We start from the raw sequence: 21,291 nt of genomic DNA, 5'->3' as shown, positions 1-21,291 counted from the left end.
CCTACGCCGGTGCCTGCTGTTGCACCTGGTCGAGGACGCTCGTCGCCGTGCCCTGCCCGTTGAAGACCGGCACGCCGTACTGGGCCAGCAGCTTGGACACCTGGTCCCAGCCGGCGGTCGCCCGGAACGGCGTCGCCGAGGCGTTGGCGGCGTCGAGGACCTCCTTGGCGCCCTCGAAGGCGTTCTCGTACCACTTGTTCTGGACGGACTTGCGCGCCGGGTAGGCGCGCCCGATGGTGGCGAGCTGGCCCAGCACGTCGGCGCTGGTCATCACGCTGATCGCCTTGAACGCCTCGTCCGGGTACGGGCACGACTGGGAGATGCCGAAGCCGGAGCCGGCCGAGTAGGTCTTGGACCCGCCGGGACCGGCGGGGATGGTGGCCAGGCCCACGTCGAACTTGGCCTGCTGCTTGAGCGACAGGACGGCCCAGGGGCCGTTCACCTGCATCGCCACGTTGCCGTTGAGGAACTGGGTGTCGGGGAAGTTGTTGTCCACGCCGGGCAGCTTGGGCGCGACCCCGGCCTTGGCGACCAGGTCCGCGTACCACTGGAAGCCGGTCTTCATCGGCTCGGAGGTGAGGGTGAGCTTGCCGGCCGCGTCCACCGGCTCCGCGCCGGTCTGCGACAGGATCATCGAGAACATCGGCAGGTCGATGGGGTAGGCCACGAAGCCGTACTTGCCGCCGGTGGTCAGCTTCTTGGCCGTCGCCTCGAAGTCGGCCATGCTCCATCCGACCTTCGGCGCCGGCACCCCGGCCGCCTTGAACAGGTTCTTGTTGTAGGTGACGATCAGCGAGCCGACGTCGTACGGCAGGGCGTACTGCTTGCCGCCGGAGGCCAGCCCGGCCATGATCGAGGCGTCGAAGTCGCCTGTGTCCAGGCTGTTCTTCTTGATCAGCTCGTCCAGCGGGAGCATCCCGTTGACGTAGCCGCCGGTGCGCAGGCTCTGCATGGAGACGATGCACGGCGCGCTGCCGCCGGCCAGGCGGGTGCCGAGCTTGGTGAAGTAGTCGTTGAACGGAGAGGTCTCCAGCGTGATCTTGATGTTCGGGTATTTCTTGGTGACCTCGTCGGCCACCTTCTGCCAGGCGTCGCGGTCCTCCGTGCCGGAGGCCCACATCGACCAGGTGAGCGTCACCGCTCCGTTGGTCGCCTTGCTGCCGCCTGATGACTGCTGACCGCCGTTGTCCCCGCAACCGGCGGTGAATCCCCCCGCGATGACCACCGCTACGACGACTGCCAATGATCGTCGACCGCCATGCATCTGCCTGCCCATCGCAGCTCCACTCAATAAGCTCGGGGCCGAGTTAATAATTGTGAAACTTAAGCGTCGCCCTCTGTAGTGTCAATGAGATCGAGGTGGAAATATCCGATGACTGCTCGTCGAGTCGCCCCTCGTGGCGATCTGACCCGCGTCGAGATCCTGGCGCTGCTCGGCACCGCGGGCGCGCTGGACCGCCGCCAGATCGCGGCCCGTCTCCGGCTCGGCGACGCGACCGTACACGAGCACACGCGACGCCTTCTGGCCTGCGGTTACCTGCGGGCTCTCGCTCCGCAGGCCGGGGCCGTCGGCAGGCCCCGCATCCCGCTCCAGGTCGTCCCCGAGGCCGCCGCGACCATGGGCGTACGGGTCGCCACCGACCACGTCGTCACCGTCGTCGCGGGTCTGGACGGTCGGGTGATCACATCCGATGTATCAGCCTTCGACTGCCGTTCCGACCCCATCCCTCAGCTGCTCGCGGTGATCAAGCACCGGCTCGCCGACCCCACCTTGGCGCCCAGGTTGAGGGCCGTGGGAGTGGTCACTCCGTCCTCTGTCGATTCGGCCACCGGCTATATACGTGTATGTCCCCGATTCGGCTGGAGCGAACTTCCCCTCGGCGAACGGCTGCGCGCCGAGCTGCCGATCCCCGTACTGGTCGACAACGATCTCAGGGCGAGCACCACCGCCGAGCTGCTGTACCGGACGGGCCGCGAGCACGACGACTTCCTGGTGCTCGGCATCGGCGACGGGGTGGGGCTTGGCGCGGTCCTGCAGCGGCGGGTGCACCGCGGCCCGAGCGGGCTCTCCGGCGAGTTCGGCCACACGCCGGTCGCCGCCACCGGACCGCGCTGCTCCTGCGGCGCCCGGGGCTGCCTGGAGACGCTCACCAGCGACGACGGCATCCTGCGCGCCGCCCGCCGCGCCGGCCTCGCCGGGGCGGGCACCACCATCGAGGAGCTCCGCGCACGCTGGGTCTCCGGCGGCGAGCCGGGGCTGGCGGACGTCCTCGCCCGGATCGGCACCGTGCTCGGGCGGGCCGTCGCCGGCGTCGTCAACCTGCTCGGCACGCCCACCATCGCCGTCATCGGCGAGAACCACGTCCTCTGGCCGGGGCTGGAGCCGGGGTTCCTCGCCGCGATGCGGACCAGCCAGGTCACCGCCGCCCACCGCGTTCAGGTGATCGTCCGCCCGTGGAGCGACGTCCAGCACGCGCTCGGCGCCGCCGGCCTGGCCCTGGCCGCCCCGGAAACCCTCGGCTGACCACGGCGAACGGTCAGGAATGGAGAAGCGCCGGTCGCCGGGCCGCAACTAGCGTCGTCGCCATGGACTTCACCATTCACCAGACCTTCCTCCCGCACACCGACCCGGAGGCCTCCCTGGCCTTCTACCGCGACAATCTCGGCTTCGAGGTCCGCAACGACGTCGGCGACGGCACGATGCGCTGGATCACGGTCGGCCCCGCCGGCCGGCCCGGCACGTCGATCGTCCTGCATCCGGCGGGTGCCGAGCCCGGCATCACCGAGGACGAGCGCCGCACCATCCTCGAGATGATGGCCAAGGGCACCTACGCTCGCATGATCGTGGCCACCCCCGACCTCGACGGCGCCTTCGCGCGGCTGAGGGACGGCGGGGCCGAGGTCGTCCAGGAGCCGACCGAGCAGCCGTGGGGGATCCGCGACTGCGCCTTCCGCGACCCCGCGGGCAACATGATCCGTATCAACGAGCTGAGCTGAGGTCACCGATGGCACAGCAGCGCCAGAGCGGCACCCCCGGGCCGGTGTCACGGTGGATCCAGCGGAAGATGAACGCCCGGATGACCCGCAAGATCCGGCGCGGCCAGGGCTCGTTCATGGGCATGGACGTGCTGATCCTGAACACGGTGGGCCGCCTGAGCGGGCAGCCGCGGCAGTCGCCCCTGGCGTGGTTCGCCGACGGCGAGGACGCCTGGCTGATCGTCGCGTCGGGCGGCGGGAGCCGGCATCCGGACTGGCACGCCAATCTGATGGCGCATCCCGAGCGGGCGTCGGTCGAGTTCCCCGGCCGCGACGCCGTGCCGGTGAGGCCGCACCGGCTCGACGGCGCCGAGCTGGCGCAGGCCTGGCAGCGCATCACCGCCGCCCAGCCCCGCTACGCCAAGTACCAGGCCAAATCCGACCGCGAGTACCCGGTGATCCGGCTCACCCCCCGGTGACGTCACCCCTTGAGGCCGGTGGTCGAGATGCCCTCGGTGATGCGTCGCTGGAAGATCAGGAAGAAGCCCAGGATGGGGATCAGCGACAGCACCGCCATCGCGAGCATCGGCCCCCAGGTGGAGCCGCCGCTGGAGTCGAGGAACGCCCGCAGCGCCAGGGGCACCGTGTACGTGGACACGTCGCTCAGATAGACGAGCTGGCTGAAGAAGTCGTCCCAGGTCCAGATGAAGGTGAAGATCGCGGTCGTGATCAGCGCGGGCCGCGACAGCGGCAGGATGATCCGCCAGTACACCAGGACGGGCCCGCACCCGTCGATGCGGGCCGCGTCGTCCAGCTCGCGCGGCAGCGACCGGATGAACTGCACCATCAGGAAGATGAAGAACCCGTCCACGGCCAGGAACTTCGGCACGATGAGCGGCAGGAACGTGTCCACCCAGCCCAGGTACTTGAACAGCGTGTACTGCGGCACGATCAGCACGTGGATCGGCAGCATGATCGACACCAGCATGATCGCGAACCAGAGCTTCCTGAACCGGAAGCTCAGCCGGGCGAAGGCGAAGGCCGCCATCGAGCACGACATCACGTTCCCGGCCACGGCCGCCGCGGCGATGATGAACGAGTTCGCGAAGAACCCGCCGAAGGGCACGCCCAGCGCGGTCCACCCGGTGGCGTAGTTGTCCGCGACCACGGTCTGCGGCACCGGCCCGGGATCGGTGAAGATCTCGTCGTTGGGCTTGAACGAGGAACTGATCAGCCAGAACAGCGGATAGAGCATGACGAGCGCCCCCACCACGACCAGCAGGTGGAGGGCCCAGCGGCGGCTAGTCGGCATAGTGCACCCAGTACTTCGAGGAGCGGAAGGCCAGCGCGGTGAAGGCCGCGGTCACCAGGAGGAGCACCCAGGCCAGCGCGGAGGCGTAGCCCATCCGGAAGTTCCCGAACCCCTCCTGGTAGATGAAGAGCGTGTAGAAGAGCGTGGAGTCGGCCGGCCCGCCGGTGCCGCCGCTGATGATGAAGGCGGGGGTGAAGGCCTTGAAGGCGTTCACGGTCTGCAGCACGAGGTTGAAGAAGATGATCGGGCTGAGCATGGGCAGCGTGATGCGGAAGAACGCGCGCACCTTCCCGGCGCCGTCCACCGCGGCGGCGTCGTAGAGCTCGGCGGGGATCTGCTTCAGCCCCGCCAGGAAGATCAGCATGGGGGAGCCGAACTGCCAGATGTGCAGCACGACCAGCGTGTAGATCGCGTACTGGGGCGTGGAGATCCAGCTCGGCCCCACGATCCCGAAAGAGCGCAGGGCGTCGTTGATCAGGCCGTCCGCGCCGAAGATCTGCCGCCAGAGGATCGCCACCGCGACGCTGCCGCCCAGCAGTGACGGCAGGTAGTAGGCGGCGCGGTAGACCCCGACGCCCCGTACGGGCCTGTTCAGCAGCACGGCGACCAGCAGCGCGAACGCGCCGGACAGCGGCACGGAGAACACGACGTAGATCAGCGTGACCCGTACGGCGTTGACGAAGTGCGGGTCGTCGGTGAGCATCCTGGCGTAGTTGTCCAGCCCCACGAAGGACGGGGCGGTGAGCAGGTCGAAGTCGGTGAACGAGAGGGCCAGCGAGGCCAGGATCGGCCCGCCCGTCAGCAGGAGCAGCCCGGCGAACCACGGCAGCAGGAACAGGTAGGCCGCGCGTCCCTCTACTTGAGCACTCGTCGAGCTTCTTCGAAGAATCGGGACACCCCCTGCTCGATCGTGAGCTTGCCGAAGCCGATCTGCTGGTTGATGTTGGTGAGCACCTTGTTGTGCAGCTCCCCGGCGCCGAGCGGCTGCGCCGGCGGCAGCGGGCCGACCTGGTCCTTGATCGAGTCGATGTAGTCGTAGACCAGCCGCTCCGCCGGCGACGCCTTGGGCCGCAGCGCGGCGCGGATCGGGGTCGCGGGCGGGATGCCGCGCTCCGAGCCGAGCTGACCGGCCACGTCCGGGTCCGCGACGAGCGCGTTGACCAGGGCCACCGCGTCGTCCTTGGCCTTGCTCCCGGAGCTGACGGTCAGCAGCATGGACGGTTTGTAGTACTGGCCGGGCTTGTCGCCGGTCGGGAAGGTGTGGACGCCGACCTCGTCCTTGGTGAGCGACATGTAGGCGGTGAGCTGGTTGGACCAGGCGAAGTCCATGACCGCCTTGCGGGTGGCGACCAGGCTGTTCTGCACGTCGCCCGCCGCGGTGGCCTGGACGTCCGGCGGCGTGGCCGCGCCCGCCTTGCGCAGGCCGTCCCAGAAGGTGAACCACTCCTTGAGGTCGTCCTCGTCGTAGGCCAGCCCGCCGTCGGCGGTGAAGAACATCTTGCCCCGCTCCAGCAGCCAGTTCTCCAGCGCGCCGCCGTCCTGGGCGCCGTCCTCGGTGCCGAAGACGTCCTTGCCGGCCAGCTTCCTGGCGAGCTCGCCGTACTCGGGCCAGGTGAAGGTCTCGGGGATCTCCACCCCGCGCTCGGCCGCCAGGGTCTTGTTGACGATGAGGGCCATGGAGTTGATGCCGAAGGTCACGGCGTACTGCTTGCCGTCGATCTTGCCGGCGTTCACCACGTCGGCGTCGAAGCCGGACAGGTCCAGGCCCTTGCCGACGTACGGGCCCAGGTCCAGCAGGCTGCCGCGCCTGGCGTACTCGCCGAGGTAGGAGTAGTCCATCTGGATCACGTCGGGGGCGTTGCCGCCCGCGGTCTGGGTGGCCAGCTTCTCCCAGTAGCCCTCCCAGCCGGAGAACTGGGTCTTGATCTGGATGCCGGGCTTCTTCTTCTTGAACGCGTCGATGGCCTTCTGCGTCGCGGTGTGCCGCGTCGTACTGCCCCACCAGGCGAACTGGAGGCCGGCGCCCGAGCCGCCGCCTCCGGCGCAGCCGGTCAGTGCGAGGGCGGCCGCGGCGACGCCGGCCTGGAGGAATCCACGTCTGCTGAGATCTCTCATGCGGGGGGTGTCCATCCCGTCTATCAAATAGTTAACTGGGGACGTTAATTGCCTGGTAACACGACGTCAACGCCTCTCGTCAATCGGTTGCAGCTTCGATACGACCCGACCTCTGGAGCTCTTGACCATCCCGCTGTGCCGAAATACGGTGCATTGGTGCCTGATACGTCGGATCTATTTGCCGCGAGCGAGCCGTCCAGGCGCGAACTCCTCGGCGCCGCTCTGGCCGCTCCCGCGCTCGGCGGCAGCGGTCCGCTGGTCCATGACGAGATCGACTGGCAGCGCTTCCTGGCCGACGCCGACCTGGTGTGGAAGCGGATGCCGCAGACCTGGTACGAAGGGCCGTTCCTGGGCAACGGCTTCCTCGGCTCCGGCGTCTACGCGCAGCAGGGCGCCAACGCCGTGCGCTTCAACGTGCAGCACAGCGAGGTCCAGGACCACCGTCCCGAGTACGGCGCGCTGTTCGGCCTCGCCCGGCTGCCCATCGGCCACCTCACGCTGGAGCCTGTCGGCGCGATCACCGGCGTCGACTGGCGGCTCGACCTGTGGAACGCCGAGCTGACCGGCGCCATCACCACCTCCTCCGGCAGCCTGGAGATCAGGGCGTTGATCCACAACGACCGCTCCGTACTGGCCGTCGAGGTCCTGCCCAGCGAGGGCGAGCGCGACTTCCGCTGGACCTTCCACCCCGAGGAGGCCGTCAGCCCCCGGGCCGACCCGATCTTCAACCGGCCGCCTCCGCCCGGCTACACCGCCAACCCCGCCCCGTCCGTGACCCGCCACGGCGACCTGGAGCTGGTCACCCAGCCGCTGCTGTCCGGCGGCGGGCACGCGACGGCCTGGCAGGAGGTGCGGCGCGGCGCGCGGCGTACCCTCTACGCCGCGGTCGCCTGGTCGTTCCCGCGCGACACGGCGGGGGACGAGGCGGTCAGATCGGTACGTTCCGCGGCCCGGCTGCCCGTCGAGGCGCTGGCCGCCGACCACCGGCGATGGTGGCACGGCTACTACCGCAAGAGCTTCCTGTCGCTGCCCGACCAGCGGACGCAGAGCTTCTACTGGATCCAGCTCTACAAGGTCGCCGCCGCCGCGCGCCGGGACGCGCCGCCGATGGCGACCACCGGCCCGTGGCTGGAGCCGACGCCGTGGCCGGCCACCTGGTGGAACCTCAACGTGCAGCTCGAATACTGGCTGATCCACGGCTCGAACCACCTGGAGCTGGACGCGGTCACCAGGAGCCTGTCGCAGTACCGGCAGAACCTCGTCGACCAGGTGAAGTTCCCCGAGGACTCCGCGGGCGTCCCGCGTACCACGGACATGACGCTCGACAACGGCGCCGGCCTCGGCAACAGCGGCTACCCGGTGGGCGTCCCCGGCCAGGCCACCCCCGTGCCCGAGGTCGGCAACCTGACCTGGGCGCTGCACAACGTCTGGCTCTCCTACCGGCACACGATGGACGTCCGGATCGTGCGGGACGTGCTGTTCCCGCTGCTGCGCCGGGCGATCAACTACTACCTGCACTTCCTGGAGCCGGGCCCCGACGGCAGGCTGCACCTGCCCGCCACGTTCTCCCCGGAGTACGGGGTCGACGCGCCGGACACGAACTACGACCTGGCGCTGATCCGCTGGGGCTGCCGGACGCTGGTCGAGTCGGCGCGCCTGCTGCGCGTGCGCGACCCGCTGCTGCCGAAGTGGCAGGAGGTCCTGGCGAACCTGGCCGCCTACCCCGTTGACGCGAACGGCTTCATGATCGGAGCGGGCGCGCCCTTCGCCAAGTCGCACCGCCACTACTCCCACCTCCTGATGATCTATCCGCTGTACCTGGTCACGTGGGAGCAGGAGGACCAGCGCGCGCTCATCGAGAGGTCGCTCAAGCACTGGATCAGCTTCGAGGGCGCCCTGCAGGGCTACAGCTTCACCGGCGCGGCCTCGATCTCCGCCCAGATGCTGCGCGGCGACGACGCCCACTTCTACCTCGACGAGCTGCTGCGCCGCTTCGTCCAGCCCAACACGATGTACAAGGAGAGCGGCCCCGTCATCGAGACGCCGCTGTCCGCCGCCCAGTCCGTGCACGACATGATCTGCCAGAGCTGGGACGGCGTCATCAGGGTCCTGCCCGCCATGCCGGCCGCCTGGCCCGACGTCACCGTGCACAACTTCCTGACGCAGGGGGCGTTCCTGCTGTCGGCCGCCCGCCGCGGCGGCCGTACCGACTTCGTCCGGCTGCTCTCCCTGGCCGGGGCGCCGTGCCGGGTCCGCACCGGCATCGACGGCCCCTTCACCGTACGGAGCAACGGCCGCAAGGTGCCGTGGCGGACGCTGCCCGGCGGGGACCTCGAGCTCGACCTGCGCCGTGGCGAGGAGGTCCTGATCCAGGCCCGGGGCGACGCCGTGATCCGCCCGGTGACCCCGGCGAACCAGGCCCGCTGGGGTCTGCCGGCATAGGATCCGGTCCGGCCGCGTTCCGGATGGTTCGCCCGTACAATCCCCCTCGGGGGTGGGCGATGGCGACACGTTCCAGGGGCACCACCGCGTTACTCGCCGTCGCGGCGGGAGGGGCTTGGCTGCTGGTCGCCGACGTTCTGGGGGCCGGTCAGGTCGCCATCTGGCGGCACGGCCCGATCATGACGCTCGGCGCGCTGGTCGGCGTGGCCTTTCTCGCGGCCGGGGTCGTGGCCTGGCGGGAGCATCCGCGTAACCGGGTCGGCCCGCTCATGGCCGTGCTCGGGATCGCCTGGATTCCCCAGCAGCTGCTGTTCCTGCCCGGCAGGAATCTGTGGGCGCTGGCGTTGTGCGGCGCGTGGGCGGGGGTCGCCTGCCACCTGTTCCTCGCCTTCCCCACCGGCAGGCTGGGCCTCGTCTCGTACCGGGTGGTGACCGGCCTGGCGTACGCCGCCTCCCTCGTGCTGCCCTCGGCCCAGGCCCTCACCTACCTGCCGCTGCCCCCGCCGCTCTGGCAGCTCGTCGTCGCGCTCGACGCCTCGTCCTGGCAGGTGACCGTGCTCTTCGCGGGCGCGGTGCTCGCCCTCACGGTCAAGCGCTGGCGCCAGGCGAGCATGGCGCAGCGGCGGGCGGTCGCGCCGGTCACCGGCGCGTCGATGGTCGCCACGGTCACCTTCGCCGCGGACCGCCTGGCCGACCTGGTCGATCCGAGCCCGCTGCGGCTGCCCCTCGCGATCGTCATGCTGGTGGCGTTCATGGCGGTGCCGCTGGCGTACCTGGCGGGTCTGATGCGCAGCCGGATGGACCACGGCCGCGTGGCCGACCTCGTGGTACGGCTGAGCCGGCGCGAACGGCCGGGGAAGCTGCGGGACGAGCTGGCCGCCACCCTGCGGGACCCGGGGCTGACCGTCGGCTACTGGACGGCCGAGCAGGGCAGGTACGTGGACGCCGACGGCCGCCCGGTCGACCTCGACCCGGGGCCGAGCAGGGTCGTCACCCGCGTCGACCAGGGCGAGGCGCCGCTCGCCGTGCTCGTGCACGACGTCGCCCTCCTCGAACAGCCCCTTCTCGTCGAGGCCGCGTGCGCCGCCGCGGCGCTCGCCCTGGAGAACGAGCGGCTCACCGCGGACCTGCGGGCCCGCCTGCGGCAGCTCGCGGCCTCGCGGCGGCGGATGTTGCAGTGGGGCGAGGCCGAGCGCCGCAGGATCGAACGCGACCTGCACGACGGCGTGCAGCAGCGGCTGCTGTCGGTGGCGATGACGCTCGGGCTGGCCGAGGCCGGCACCGACCCCGGGCGGGCCGCGCCGCTGATCGGCGAGGCCAAGACGGCGGTGCTGGCCGCGCTGGACGACCTGCGCGCGGTCAGCCACGGCATCCACCCGCCGGTGCTGACCGAGCGCGGCCTGTCGGGCGCGGTCAAGGAGCTGGCCGCGGTCGCCCCCATGGCCGTCACCTGCGACCTGGCGCTGGACGAGCCGCTGCCGCAGGCCGTGGAGAGCGCGGCCTACTACATCGTCAACGAGGCCCTGGCCAACGTGACCAAGCACGCCGCCGCGTCGAAGGCGTGGGTCCGGCTCGCCCAGGGCGGCCGCCGCCTGCTGGTCGAGGTGGGCGACGACGGCGTGGGCGGGGCCGATCCCGCGCTCGGCTCGGGGCTGGCCGGGCTCGCCGACCGCGCCGAGGCCAACGGCGGCAGGCTCACGATCGACAGCCCACCGGGGAAGGGAACCGTGCTGAAGGTGATCCTGCCGTGCGCGTAGCGATCTGCGAGGACTCCACGCTGTTCCGCGAGGGGCTGGCCCGGCTGCTGACCGAGGCCGGGTTCGCGGTGGCGGCGTGCGTCGAGCACGCCGACGAGCTGCTCGCTCATGTGGCCAAGGACCCGCCCGACGTGGCCGTGCTCGACATCCGCTTGCCCCCCACGCACACCGACGAGGGGCTGCGCGCCGCGGTCACGCTGCGGGAGCGGCATCCGGAGGTGGGGGTGCTGGTGCTGTCGCAGTACGTACGGGTGAGCTACGCGGTCGAGCTGCTCGGCGGCCACACGGAGGGCGTGGGCTACCTGCTGAAGGACCGGGTGTCGGACCTGGCCGAGTTCGCCGCGGCCATCCGCCGGGTGGGGTCGGGCGGATCCGCGCTGGACCCGGTCGTGGTGGAGCAGCTCGTCGGCCGCCACCGGCAGCCCGGCGACCCGCTGCGCATGCTCACCGAGCGGGAACGCGCCGTGCTGCGGTTGATGGCCGAGGGGCGCACGAACATGGCGATCGCCGAGCTGCTCGTCATCGCCGAGCGCACCGTGGAGAAGCACTGCACCAGCATCTTCGCCAAGCTCGGCCTGGAGGCCAGCCCGCACGACCACCGGCGGGTGCTCGCGGTGTTGCGCTACCTGAACGCCTGAGGGGTGCGGATAACCGTACCTTCCGGTGGGTGCCAGCCGGGTTCCGCTTCCGGCGGCCGTCGCGAAGGATCGGATCAACGGGAAGGAGCATGCTCATGGTGGCAGTGGACGCTGGGGTGCGGCGGGTGCTGGCGGACTCCGGGGAAGCGCGTACATGGGTGAGTCCTCGGGCGGACCTGGTCATGGCGTTGCTCGGCGTCTGGTTCGGCGTCGGGCTGATGATCGACGCCTGGGCGCACAGCAACCTGGCTCAGCTGGAGACGTTCTTCACGCCGTGGCACGCGGCGTTCTATTCGGGGTTCGCCGCGGTGTCGGCGTGGATCATCTGGCAGGTCTACCGCAACGTGCGCGCCGGCCGGAGCGGGCTGGCCGCGGTGCCGAACGGGTACCTCGCGGGGTTGCTCGCCATCCCGGGGTTCGCCGCGTTCGGGTTCGTCGACATGATGTGGCACACGTTCCTGGGCATCGAGCAGACCATCGACATCCTGTTCAGCCCGTCCCACCTGGGGCTGATCGTGACGATGATGCTCATCATCACGACGCCGCTCCGCTCGGCCTGGAACGCCCCGGACATCGGGGAGCGGCCCCGGCTGTCGCGGCTGCTGCCGGCGCTGATCGGCTTGGGCTTCGGCACCACGCTGGTGTCGCTGTTCGTGTCGTACGGCAACGCCATGCAGCGCAGCGCGGACGGCATCGTCCGGGACTTCTCCGCCCTGGAGGACTACGGCGCGGGCGTGCTGGCCGCCTCGATGATCATCACGAACATCGTGGTGCTCGCTCCCGTGCTGTTCCTCCAGCGGCGCTGGCAGCTGCCCTTCGGGAGCGTGACCGTGCTGTCCGCGGTGGGCATCCTGATGCCGGGCGCGCAGACGGCCTTCCGCAACCTGCCGATCCTGCTGACGTTCGTCGCCGCCGGGCTGGTCAGCGACCTGCTGATCCGGTGGCTGCGGCCCTCGGGGCAGCGCCGGGGCGCCTACTGGGCCTTCGCCGGCCTGTCGGCGTTCGCCACCTGGTCCCTCTACATCGCGGTCGCCTCCGTGGCCGCCGGGCGGCTGCCCGTCGTACCCGAGCTCTGGACCGGCGCCCCGATCGTGGCCGGTCTGGTCGGCCTGGCCCTCGGCGCACTGTTCCTGCCGAACGCGATGCCCGCGCAGGCGGGCGAGTCCGGCGCCCGGCGGGCATGATCCGGCTTCTCTTCCTGGTCGGCCTGCTGGTGGTGATGCTGGCGTCGCCGGCGGCGGCGCACGACGTCAAGGCGGGGGCGGACCTGCGGATCGCGCAGACGATCGCGGGCGCGGAGCTGACCCTCGTGATCAAGGCCACGACCCGGGTGCCGGGGCCGCTGCGCGTCGAGGTGATCGGGTTCCCGTCCGCCCCGACGCTGGACCTGCGGCTCCGGTCGGTGACCGACGGGCGGGTCGTGACCGGCGCGGTGGCGCCGGGCCGCCCCGCCCAGTTGCGGGTCGAGGAGACCGGGCCGCACGAGCTGACCGTCGGCGCCGGGGGCGAGAGCGCGGTGATCCCGTTCCGCGTGCTGGTGGACCGGGGTTCCGGGTGGGAGTTCCTGATCTACGGGGGCCTGTTCGTGGCCGGCCTGCTCCTGGTGGGCGGCCTGCTGACCGGCGCGTTCAACCGGCGCGGCCGGTCGGCGTTCGTGGTGACCGCGGTCGCCTCGGTGGGGCTCGCGGTGGCCGCGTTGATCGTGATCCTCGACCCCTGGCTGCCCGCCCGGTCGCCGGACGGCGCCGAGCCACGTCCCACGGACACGATGATCGGCCGGCCGTACGTGCAGCGGGTGGTCACCACGGTCCCCGCCGCCCCGGCCGCGGGCCAGGAGTTCGTGGCGCGCGTCGAGCTGTTCGACGGGTCCACTGGGCGTCCCGTCGACGACCTCACCATCCACCACGAGGCCATGGCCCACCTGGTGGTCACCAGCGAGGACGGCCGCTACTTCCGCCACGTCCATCCGCTGCGCACCGCGCCCGGCCGCCTGGAGGTACGCCTGCGCGCCGACCGTCCCGGCCGCTATCTCACCTATGTCGAGCTCGAACGTACCGACTCCGGCGGCCAGCTCCTCACCGGCTCGTTCACGGTCACCGGGTCTCCTACGCTCTCGCCCGACCCGGCGATCCAGGACACCGCCGCCGGGACGGTCACGGTGATGCCCGCCGCACCGCAGGCGGGCCGGGCGGCCACCGTCGAGGTGGCCACCAGCGGCACGCCGCGGCCGTGGCTCGGGATGGCGGGTCACCTCATCGTGCGCGGCGCGGACGGCGAGTTCCTCGGCCACGTCCACGAGATGGGGACGCCCGGCAACCGGTTGCGCTTCACGTTCAGCTTCCCCGCGCCGGGCCGCTACCTCGCCTGGGCGCAGTACGCGACGGACCGCGGCATCACCACCGTCCCCTTCACCGTGGAGGTCCCCCGATGAAGCAGGTCAAGAGTCTGAGGCTGCTGGTGCTGGGCGGGCTCGTGGCGGTCGTGGTGGCCGCGTTCGTCATCGCCCGCACCTCGGGCCCGGACCCGGTGACCACGACGGGAGCCCGTTACGCCGTCACCGTCACCGCCGACCGGAGCGCGGTCGGCATCCGGGTGGACAGGGGCGAGGCCGACACGGTCACCGTCGCCGCCGTGATGCCGGCGATGGGTCACGCGGTGCCCGAGGTCACCGCCAAGAAGGCCGCCCCCGGTCACTTCGTCGCCGAGGGTGACCTGTTCCTCATGAACGGGGCGTGGGAGCTGTCCGTCCGCCTGGCCGGCCGCTCCGGCGAGGAGACCCTCACGCTCAACACTCTCGTCACCGACTAGCTCTCGAGGTAGTGGGCCCAGTGGCCCTGCCAGGGTCCGCCCTGCCAGGGTCCGTAGCGCTCGGCCGCCGCGCGCAGCTCGGGCTCGCCGCACCGGCCTCGCCGCAGTCGCCTCGCCACAGTCGCCTCGCCACAGCCGCCTCAACGCACCCGCCTCACCGCACCCGCCTCGACGCACTCGCAGGACGGTGACGAGGCCGGCCGTTTCGGGCACGGCCCGGAAGATTCGACGTCGGCCCGCCGGGCCAGGCCGGCGCCCTGATCGGTGATGCGGTCTCTTCATCGGTCTATATCGCCTGAAGCTGGCGGGTGATGGAGGGGTCGGTGATGGCGGTGTCGTTCGCCAGCAGGAAGGCCTTGCTGAGGATGAGCGCCAACCGGCCGTCCTCCTCGAACGGGAGGAACAGCCCGGCCTGGGGGACTCTCGCGGCGACGATGCACAGGTAGGCGTCGTTGGGCTCCATCAGGATGTTCGCCGACCCCAGGTGGATCTTGTACGTCCGCAGATCACCCCGTACCACCAGGAAACGGTCGGTCACGGTGCAGCGGTCGGCGATGGCCGTACGCCCGATCAGGCGGGACAGCGCGTCGCGGCGCACCTCGGCGGAGGGCGGCAGGGCCGCGAACGAGCCCGTCCGCCAGTAGTCCCGCAGGTGGTCCGGCCCCTGGTCGGCCCACCGGGGATCGCTCGTGATCGAGGCGACGGCCACGAACAGGTCCACGTCCCGCATGGCCTCGCTGAACACCAGCGCCGGGACCTCCGTCAACGGCGCGTGCCGCCACCTGCCCTCGGTCAGCCGTTGGAAGTGGATCCGGCCGGTGCTCGCGTGGACCTCGTCGTACAGGCCGTGGTCCAGGGACACCCGCCACCGTCCGCTCGCCAGCACCCGGTGGGCCTCGCCCTGGTAGCCGTCGTCCCACTGTCCGAGGAAGGGCGACTGCCAGCCGCGCTGTTTGAACAGCGCCCGGAGCCTGCGGTAGTCGACCACGTGCCCGTCGAACCGCAAGGAGTCGCTCCCGCTCTCCTCCTCGGCGGGGGTGATCAGGTAGACCTCGCGGAAGGCCTGCTTGAACGGCTGGCGCAGCTCCTTGCCCTGCACCACCTCGCGCCAGGCGCGGACCTCCGCCACCGACGCGCGGGCCGGATGCCACAGCCGTACGGGCACGTCCGGCACGCTCATCCCCAGCTCGGCGCGCCACACGCCGGGCGAGACCTCGAACTCCCAGATCAGCCGGTCGACGACGGAGCGGCCCTCCAGCTGCCGGTAGGGCGCGGGCGTCTCGCCGGTGTATCCGGCTTCCAGCGCCCTGAACAGGGTCGCCTGCTGCTGCATGGTCTGCTTGGCCAGCTCGCGCAGCCGCTTGACCTCGTCGGGGTGCTCCCGCCTGACCGCCGCCGGTACCGCCTTCAGCTTCCTGTCGCCGTGCCACCACGACAGCTCGACCTCCCCGTCGGTCGAGATCACCGCCGTGTGCTCGCCGAACGCCTGCCGTACGCGCCCGTCGGGCAGCCTGAACGCCACCTCCAGCCGCTCGCCCAGGGCGGGCTCGATGCGCTTGAACATGCGATCCAGCTGCTTGGGCACCCCGGCGTGCCGGGTGACCTGGCGGGCGGCGCGCAGCGCGGAGATCGCCTCGGGCGTCGGATGGTCCCGCACCGCGCGGGCGATCTCGAACAGCAGCGCCTGGGAGGGCAGGGTCCTGGCCTGGGTGGGCGCCACCGCGATCCCGCGCGCCAGCGGGTCGAGCAGGGCGGGCAGCCAGGGCTCGTCCAGGAAGAGCGCCAGCCGCAGGGCCCGGCCGAGCGCCGACTTCTCCTCGTCGTCGAACGCCTTCTCCGCCTCGTAGGGGATCTCGCCGGCGTGGATCGCCGCGACGCGGGCCCCGGCCGCCTCCAGAGCAGTCCGGGCGAAGTCGAGGTAGCCGGGCAGGCCGCCGAGCCATTCGATCACGACGGGCGGCGGCCCGTCCCACTGTGCCCGCTCCGCCCCCCGTGCCCGCTCCGCCTCGGCGAACAGCGCCCGGCGCTCCACGTCCCAGCCGAGCAGCACCTCCGTTTCGGCGACCGCGATCGGCCCGCACCTCTCGGCGAGCCGGGCGCCCACCTCGGCGTCCATGCCCGCCAGCCCCGCCGCCACCAGCACCGGGAAACGCCCGTGCCGCCATGGCCCGTCCTCCGGCAGCAGGAACCCGACCAGCTCGCGGGCCGGCGCCGCCAGTTGCTGCCTGGCGCGCTCGTCGACCGCGTACCGCCCCGGCGCCGAGCCGGCGACGCCGGTCAGCCCGACGTTCAGCTGGGAGGCGTCGGGCCAGCGCGTGGGATCGTTCGCGGTCCCGAGGATCAGATTGAGCAGGCGCTGCGCGAGGGCGGAGAGGTGCATGCCGGTGGGTCCTGTCAGAAGTGGAGCTGGCGGGCGATGGACGGGTCGGTGATGGCGGCGTCGGCGGCCAGCAGGAACGCCTTGGACAGAATGATCGACAACCTGCCGCCGTCTTCTTCGAAGGGCAGGAAGACCTGGTCACCGGTGCCGGGGGAGACGATGCACAGGTAGGCGTCGTTGGGCTCCATGAGGATGTTGCCCGAGCCGAGGTGGATCTTGTAGGTGCGCAGGTCGCCGTGGACCCGCAGGAACCGGTCCGCCAGGGTGCAGCGGTCCGCGATGGCCAGGCGGGGCAGCAGCCGGGCCAGGGCGTCACGCCGGACCTCCGCGCTCTCGGTCAGGTCGCCGAAGCTGTAGGACTGCCAGTAGTCCCCTTGGCCCTCGGGGTCCAGGCCGGTGGAGGTGACGCCGACGGCCAGGTCGGCGTCGCGTAGCGCCTCCGACAGGGTGAGCGGCGGGACCTCGGCCAGCGGGACCGGCGCGGTGCCGGTGTGGAAACGAAGCTTGCCGCTGACGCAGACGGAGGCGGTGGTGCTGTAGCCGTCGCGTTCGAAGGAGTGCTCGTCCAGATGGAAGTCCCAGGTGGCGGTCAGGCCGCCGGGCAGCTCCTTGGTGGCCTCGCACTGCTCGGACCCTCCGGCGGCGTCCCAATGGCCCAGCGACATGCCGGTCCAGCCGCGCTCGGTGAGCAGCGCCTTGGCCTGGCCGTACCGGAGCAGGTGGCCGGAGAAGCGGCGCGAGTGGTCGTGCGTCGCCTCCTCGGCGGGGGTGAGCAGGTAGACCTCACGGAAGGCCTGCTTGAACGGCTGGCGCAGGCCGATCGCCAGCAGGCGGTCCCGCCAGACGCGGACCTCCTCGGGCGTGTGGGAGATGGGATGCCACAGACGGACCGAGGTCTCCGGCCGGGGCCGGATGCGGCGCCCGGCCGGATCAGTCAGCTCCCATGCTCCGTCGACGTGGGCGGGAAGCCCGGCGGAGCCCTCGACGACCTCCCAGATCAGGCTACGGGCGAAGGCGCCGGTGACCGGGTGGTCGAGGTAGAACTCGCACGCCTCCCGCCAGGGCCAGGTCCGTCCGGCCGCCAGGGCGTGCTCGACGCGGAGCCGTTCGGCGGGGACCGTCTTCTTCAGCTCCTTCGCCGTGGCCCTGAACTCGGCCAGCAACTCCCGGTCGACACTCCTGGGGATGGTCTTGCGGCCGTCGCAGGTGATCGCGCCGGTCACGGCGAGGGTCAGCCCCTGCTCGGTGCGCGTGCCGTCGTGGCCCAGCCCGAAGGTGGGCACGGTGCGTTCGACCAACTGCTCCGGAGACAGCCCGGTCCGTACGGATATCGTGTCGAGGATCTGCTTGACCTTGGTCAGGAGGCTCTTCCTGCGCACCTTGGCCTGCACGCGGGCGAGCTGGGCGATCACCTCCGTACCCTCGCGCCGGGCGAGCACGCCGAGGGCCGCGTTGGCCACTCGCTCGCTGCGGGAGTTGGGGCCCGATCCACCCATCCCGATGCCGGTGGCCAGGGCCACGTCACCCAGGAGCCCGGTCACCCAGGGCTCGTCGATCAGCTCGCAGGTCCAGATCATCCCGCGCAGGAGCTCGGCGGTGCGCTCGTGGAGATAGGTGACGACCTCGCGGTAGCCGTTGTGCCAGAGCCCCTCACGGTAAGCGGGCACGCGGCCCAGGATCTCCTGGATCAGCTCGGTGGCGCGGGGCGTGAGCAGCTCGTCCGCGCGTGCCGTCCACTGCGGCGCCGGGGTGGCGGAGGTCGCGGTGGCCCAGTGTCTCGCGAGCGGGAGGGCATCGGGCCGGCCCAGCCGCTCGCCGTACTCCTCGCGCAGCAGCACGGCGAAGCCGTCGCACTCGGGCACGAGGGAACGCGCGGCCGCGACGGGGTCGCCGGAGAGGTGCTCGGCGATGAGACCGTCCAGCAGCCGCCTGATCGTCCAGCCGGCCGAGAGCGGGACCGCCTCCATCTCCCGCTGCGCCTGCATGAGGAGCGGCAGGAGCGGTTCGCGTTCGCTCGCCGGCAAGTCCTTGATCGAGGACATCGGAATGCGGTAGCAGAGATCCTTCCAGTGCGGCTCCGGCCGGCCGAGCGTGGTCCGCCACAGCAGCTCCCGCTCCCACGCGGACCAGCGCAGCTTGCGCTGGGCCAGCCTGGTGAGGATCGTCTCGCCGGCGATGCTGCCGTCGGTGGTCCGCGTGAGCAACTGCGCCCACAACGCCGTCGTCCGCCATTCGGCCTCGCCCCACCCGATGGAGAGCTCCTTCAACAGCGCCTCATCGACGAAACGGTAGGTCTCCTGGGGGCGCAGGATGGCGTCGAGGCGGCGGAACATCTCCAGAGCCGCCTGCCCCAACCCGCTCTCGCTTTCGCCTCCGGTTTCGCATTCGTCGAGCCAGGTGCGGAGCTCGGACGGGAGGCCGTCGAGGACGCCCACGTCAGCCTCCGACCAGCGGGACGAGCTTGACGAAGGAGACGACGGGATCGGCGACCAGATCGATCTCCTCGTCCAGGTCCAGGATCTGCCGGTCACCGACCAGCAGCAGGAAGCCGTTGCGGCCGAACGCGGCCTCGGCGGCGTCGGCCTGCTTCTCCCAGTCCAGCCTGCGCGTGCTCCGCATCCGGTAGCCGTTCAGCTCGGTCTCGGCGTCGGTCGGTCTGACCAGACCGCGGAAATGTTGAGAGGGGGAGGCGTTGTAGCGGGCCACCTCCTCTCGTACGCGCAGCCGTACCAGCTCCCGGGCCGAGATCCGCTCGGGCAGCTCGGGCACGGAGAACTCCTCCAGAGCCCGGCCGGTCGCGGTCTCGTCGCGAAACGTCACTGATGCCATCGGACACCCTGCTTCCATGAAGATCAGGCGGTGCGGCTATCTATAGCAGCGGCGAACGACAGAAACCCCGACGGCGCCGGGCCTGCCGTACGAGACCTGCGCCCTCTTCACTGCGGGCTGAATCCGTCAAGGACGTCGCGGCTTGGGCAGCGCCGCGATGACCCCTGCGAGCACCGGCAGTCCGGTGGCCAGGGCGGCGATCGCCCACCACGGGGTCTCGAAGGACACCCGCGGCAGCACGTCCCAGTCGCTCGAGGCCGTCATCGGCCACGCCAGGAGCAGCCCGATGACGCACCCGGCGAACGTCCCCAGCGCCGTTCCGCAGACCATGCTCCAGCCTGCGCGACCCGCGGCGAACATCCGCAGCGCCAGGGGCGAGCCGGCGCGTACCCGCAGCAGCACCCGCCTCGTCCGGCCTCCGGCGCCCGCTTGGCCACCCGCGATCAGCGCGCTTGCGAGCGCCACGGCGAGCGCCGCCGCGACCACGCCCATCCATTCGGCGGCCGGTTCCTGGAACCCGCGCTCGACGTAGGCGCTCATTCTCTCGCCCAGTCGCTGGTTGATCCGCTCCTGCTCGGCCTCGGTCGTCCGGTGGGCGGAGGGATCGACGATCAACTTGATCGGCTGGGGGCGCAGGCCCAGGTCGCGGATGACCTTCGTCGGGATGAAGACCTCGTTCACGTACGGGTCGGCGGACTTGACGGCGATCGCGGGAATCGACTTGCTCGGCAGTTCTTTCTCCGCGTCGTCGTCGGTGGGCATGGAGTAGAAGAGCGTCACCGTGTCGACTTTCAGGTCGTTGGGCGTGACCACCACGGCTGTGCCCTCGTCGTACGGCGTGGCCGGGTCCCCGGTGAGATAGCGCAGGAGCGCCGGGTCGCCGATGAAGCCGGCCGACGCGACGCTCTCCACATCCGGCAGGTCCACGTCCTCGACATCCAGGCTGAAGTGCCCGAGATGGGCCGGATCGTCTCTCTGGGCGATGGGGACCCCGGGCAACTCCTGCTGAATGACCGCCCGTGCGGCTGCTGCGTCGTTCGCGTCGCCGGTCTGGACATCCACGACGAGAGCGCCCGAGCGAGCCTGGGGAAAGTACCCGGCTCTGTGCTGCGCCGTCACGGCGACCGTGAGGATCATCCAGCTGACCGCGAAAGCGGTCATCACCATCGTGATCGCGATCGGCGGAGCCGTCCGCGGGCTGTTACGGGCCACGTCCCGGGCGGCCAGGCGGATCGCCGGCGACAGCCGCGCGGTGTGCCGCCGCAGGACGCCCAGCAGCCAAGGAGCCGCCGGCCCCAACCCGGCGACGAACAGCGCACCCCCGTCGATGGCCGCAAGGACCTGCAGAGCCGACCCGAAGTCGTCATAGTGCTCGTCTTCGTGCGTCGCCCAGGCGATGACGGCCATCACCAAGAGACCGACGACCGCCAGAGCCGCCCCCCACAACAGGAACCGCGATCTCAGATGGGCACGCTGAGCCGACCCCCACGCGAAGAGCACCGAGCTGCACACTAACGCCACAGGAATAGCCAGGACGATGGAGAACACCGCTAATCCAACGATCACGGTGGAATCGTACGCAACGCCACCCGGAGAATTAGGATATTCCCATTTCCCTCGTGAAAGAGGTCGACTGTGCGGGTGTGGCGGCTGTTCGCGGACTGGTTCTGGCGAGTGGACAGATCCCTGGGCGGTGCCGCGGAGCCACACCGCGGCCAACGTTTCTCCGCGGCCCACCCCGTGTGCCTGGGCCTGATCATAGGACCCGCTTTCGGCGCGCTGATCGGCGTCATGCTGCTGATCAGCGCCATGGCCGGCGGGCAGCGCCCCCTCACCTCGACCACTCTGCTGTTCTCTCTCGGCTTCTCGGTTTTCGTCGGGGTGTTCTTCGTAGGCCTGGGTTATTTCGAACGCCTGCGCCAGCGCCATTATGGCCACTATCAGGAGCCACGGCTCCGGCCGCCTCGATGACGACTTTCTTGCCCTCCAGCGGGCGAATCATCTCAACGGAAATGGAAGAGCCGTTTCCATCAC

19 protein-coding genes are annotated in these 21,291 nt (G+C 70.9%); 11 read left to right on the top strand and 8 right to left on the bottom strand.

What is annotated here, in order from left to right; all coding sequences use genetic code 11:
• Position 1: 1 nt before the first annotated feature.
• Positions 2-1,243 carry an ABC transporter substrate-binding protein gene (locus HD596_RS09070; RefSeq protein ID WP_185068831.1) on the bottom strand — a complete coding sequence of 414 codons (1,242 nt, stop codon included), beginning with the start codon at positions 1,241-1,243 and terminating at the stop codon, positions 2-4.
• A 129-nt stretch (positions 1,244-1,372) separates the two neighbouring features.
• Between HD596_RS09070 and HD596_RS09065 the strand changes: the two genes are divergently transcribed.
• From HD596_RS09065 to HD596_RS09055, 3 genes are all read left to right on the top strand, one after another.
• Complete coding sequence (locus HD596_RS09065) at positions 1,373-2,524, top strand: ROK family transcriptional regulator (protein ID WP_185068830.1); 1,152 nt, start codon at positions 1,373-1,375, stop codon at positions 2,522-2,524.
• A 62-nt stretch (positions 2,525-2,586) separates the two neighbouring features.
• Positions 2,587-2,997: a VOC family protein gene (locus HD596_RS09060; RefSeq protein ID WP_185068829.1), complete on the top strand. Its 411-nt coding sequence runs from the start codon at positions 2,587-2,589 to the stop codon at positions 2,995-2,997.
• An 8-nt stretch (positions 2,998-3,005) separates the two neighbouring features.
• Positions 3,006-3,455, top strand: coding sequence for a nitroreductase family deazaflavin-dependent oxidoreductase (locus HD596_RS09055; protein WP_185068828.1), 450 nt, complete (start codon positions 3,006-3,008; stop codon positions 3,453-3,455).
• A 2-nt stretch (positions 3,456-3,457) separates the two neighbouring features.
• On the opposite strand, the gene HD596_RS09050 is transcribed toward HD596_RS09055, so the two are convergent.
• A complete protein-coding gene (locus tag HD596_RS09050) occupies positions 3,458-4,288 on the bottom strand; it encodes a carbohydrate ABC transporter permease (protein ID WP_185068827.1) in 831 nt (276 codons plus the stop codon).
• Entirely contained in the window at positions 4,278-5,015 is a 738-nt protein-coding gene (locus tag HD596_RS09045) for a carbohydrate ABC transporter permease (RefSeq protein WP_512699270.1), read from the bottom strand. The genes HD596_RS09050 and HD596_RS09045 overlap by 11 nt, the downstream gene beginning before the upstream one ends.
• On the opposite strand from HD596_RS09045, the gene HD596_RS66240 reads away from it, so the two are divergent.
• The gene (locus HD596_RS66240; protein WP_512699269.1) at positions 5,002-5,130 is read left to right on the top strand and encodes a hypothetical protein; all 129 of its coding nucleotides are present in this window, start codon (positions 5,002-5,004) and stop codon (positions 5,128-5,130) included. The genes HD596_RS09045 and HD596_RS66240 overlap by 14 nt on opposite strands.
• 13 nt (positions 5,131-5,143) lie before the next feature.
• Here HD596_RS66240 and HD596_RS09040 read toward each other — a convergent pair whose 3' ends face one another.
• Positions 5,144-6,403, bottom strand: coding sequence for an ABC transporter substrate-binding protein (locus HD596_RS09040; protein ID WP_185068826.1), 1,260 nt, complete (start codon positions 6,401-6,403; stop codon positions 5,144-5,146).
• Between the two features lie 156 nt (positions 6,404-6,559).
• Here HD596_RS09040 and HD596_RS09035 point away from each other — a divergent pair, with 156 nt between their 5' ends.
• From HD596_RS09035 to HD596_RS09010, 6 genes are all read left to right on the top strand, one after another.
• Positions 6,560-8,845: a glycosyl hydrolase family 95 catalytic domain-containing protein gene (locus tag HD596_RS09035; RefSeq protein ID WP_221519243.1), complete on the top strand. Its 2,286-nt coding sequence runs from the start codon at positions 6,560-6,562 to the stop codon at positions 8,843-8,845.
• Positions 8,846-8,904: 59 nt separating this feature from the next.
• Positions 8,905-10,602, top strand: coding sequence for a sensor histidine kinase (locus HD596_RS61490; protein ID WP_185068825.1), 1,698 nt, complete (start codon positions 8,905-8,907; stop codon positions 10,600-10,602).
• Positions 10,593-11,240, top strand: a complete 648-nt coding sequence (locus tag HD596_RS09025) for a response regulator transcription factor (RefSeq protein WP_185068824.1) — start codon at positions 10,593-10,595, stop codon at positions 11,238-11,240. The genes HD596_RS61490 and HD596_RS09025 overlap by 10 nt, the downstream gene beginning before the upstream one ends.
• Before the next feature lie 95 nt (positions 11,241-11,335).
• A complete protein-coding gene (locus HD596_RS09020) occupies positions 11,336-12,424 on the top strand; it encodes a hypothetical protein (protein WP_221519242.1) in 1,089 nt (362 codons plus the stop codon).
• Entirely contained in the window at positions 12,421-13,671 is a 1,251-nt protein-coding gene (locus tag HD596_RS09015) for a DUF8832 domain-containing protein (RefSeq protein ID WP_185068822.1), read from the top strand. The genes HD596_RS09020 and HD596_RS09015 overlap by 4 nt, the downstream gene beginning before the upstream one ends.
• A complete protein-coding gene (locus HD596_RS09010) occupies positions 13,668-14,048 on the top strand; it encodes a hypothetical protein (protein WP_185068821.1) in 381 nt (126 codons plus the stop codon). The genes HD596_RS09015 and HD596_RS09010 overlap by 4 nt, the downstream gene beginning before the upstream one ends.
• A gap of 286 nt (positions 14,049-14,334) precedes the next feature.
• Here the strand turns inward: HD596_RS09010 and HD596_RS09005 are convergent, their stop codons facing one another.
• The 4 genes from HD596_RS09005 to HD596_RS08990 form a co-directional block, all read right to left on the bottom strand.
• Positions 14,335-16,428, bottom strand: a complete 2,094-nt coding sequence (locus HD596_RS09005; RefSeq protein WP_185068820.1) for a DUF4132 domain-containing protein — start codon at positions 16,426-16,428, stop codon at positions 14,335-14,337.
• A gap of 14 nt (positions 16,429-16,442) precedes the next feature.
• On the bottom strand, positions 16,443-18,863 hold the full coding sequence (locus HD596_RS64690) for a DUF4132 domain-containing protein (protein WP_185068819.1): 2,421 nt from the start codon (positions 18,861-18,863) through the stop codon (positions 16,443-16,445).
• A 1-nt stretch (position 18,864) separates the two neighbouring features.
• The gene (locus tag HD596_RS08995; RefSeq protein WP_185068818.1) at positions 18,865-19,257 is read right to left on the bottom strand and encodes a hypothetical protein; all 393 of its coding nucleotides are present in this window, start codon (positions 19,255-19,257) and stop codon (positions 18,865-18,867) included.
• A gap of 126 nt (positions 19,258-19,383) precedes the next feature.
• Positions 19,384-20,664 (bottom strand): hypothetical protein, encoded by a 1,281-nt coding sequence (locus tag HD596_RS08990; protein ID WP_185068817.1) that lies wholly within the window; start codon positions 20,662-20,664, stop codon positions 19,384-19,386.
• A 228-nt stretch (positions 20,665-20,892) separates the two neighbouring features.
• Here HD596_RS08990 and HD596_RS08985 point away from each other — a divergent pair, with 228 nt between their 5' ends.
• Positions 20,893-21,228, top strand: coding sequence for a hypothetical protein (locus HD596_RS08985; protein ID WP_221519241.1), 336 nt, complete (start codon positions 20,893-20,895; stop codon positions 21,226-21,228).
• Positions 21,229-21,291 lie beyond the last annotated feature (63 nt).

The sequence above is a fragment of the Nonomuraea jabiensis genome (assembly GCF_014204795.1).
In the GTDB taxonomy this organism is placed as follows: Bacteria; Actinomycetota; Actinomycetes; order Streptosporangiales; family Streptosporangiaceae; genus Nonomuraea; species Nonomuraea jabiensis.
Note: the sequence above shows the minus strand (reverse complement) of the source record. Positions and strands in the feature narration are given on the sequence as shown.

Bases quoted from the DNA above. Each gene is read 5' to 3' on its own strand.
- HD596_RS09040 (WP_185068826.1), bottom strand. From the start codon at position 6,403: ATGAGAGATCTCAGCAGACGTGGATTCCTCCAGGCCGGCGTCGCCGCG.
- HD596_RS08995 (WP_185068818.1), bottom strand. From the start codon at position 19,257: ATGGCATCAGTGACGTTTCGCGACGAGACCGCGACCGGCCGGGCTCTG.
- HD596_RS09020 (WP_221519242.1), top strand. From the start codon at position 11,336: ATGGTGGCAGTGGACGCTGGGGTGCGGCGGGTGCTGGCGGACTCCGGG.
- HD596_RS09065 (WP_185068830.1), top strand. From the start codon at position 1,373: ATGACTGCTCGTCGAGTCGCCCCTCGTGGCGATCTGACCCGCGTCGAG.
- HD596_RS09050 (WP_185068827.1), bottom strand. From the start codon at position 4,288: ATGCCGACTAGCCGCCGCTGGGCCCTCCACCTGCTGGTCGTGGTGGGG.
- HD596_RS09055 (WP_185068828.1), top strand. From the start codon at position 3,006: ATGGCACAGCAGCGCCAGAGCGGCACCCCCGGGCCGGTGTCACGGTGG.
- HD596_RS61490 (WP_185068825.1), top strand. From the start codon at position 8,905: ATGGCGACACGTTCCAGGGGCACCACCGCGTTACTCGCCGTCGCGGCG.
- HD596_RS08990 (WP_185068817.1), bottom strand. From the start codon at position 20,664: ATGGCCGTCATCGCCTGGGCGACGCACGAAGACGAGCACTATGACGAC.
- HD596_RS09005 (WP_185068820.1), bottom strand. From the start codon at position 16,428: ATGCACCTCTCCGCCCTCGCGCAGCGCCTGCTCAATCTGATCCTCGGG.
- HD596_RS09015 (WP_185068822.1), top strand. From the start codon at position 12,421: ATGATCCGGCTTCTCTTCCTGGTCGGCCTGCTGGTGGTGATGCTGGCG.
- HD596_RS09060 (WP_185068829.1), top strand. From the start codon at position 2,587: ATGGACTTCACCATTCACCAGACCTTCCTCCCGCACACCGACCCGGAG.
- HD596_RS09010 (WP_185068821.1), top strand. From the start codon at position 13,668: ATGAAGCAGGTCAAGAGTCTGAGGCTGCTGGTGCTGGGCGGGCTCGTG.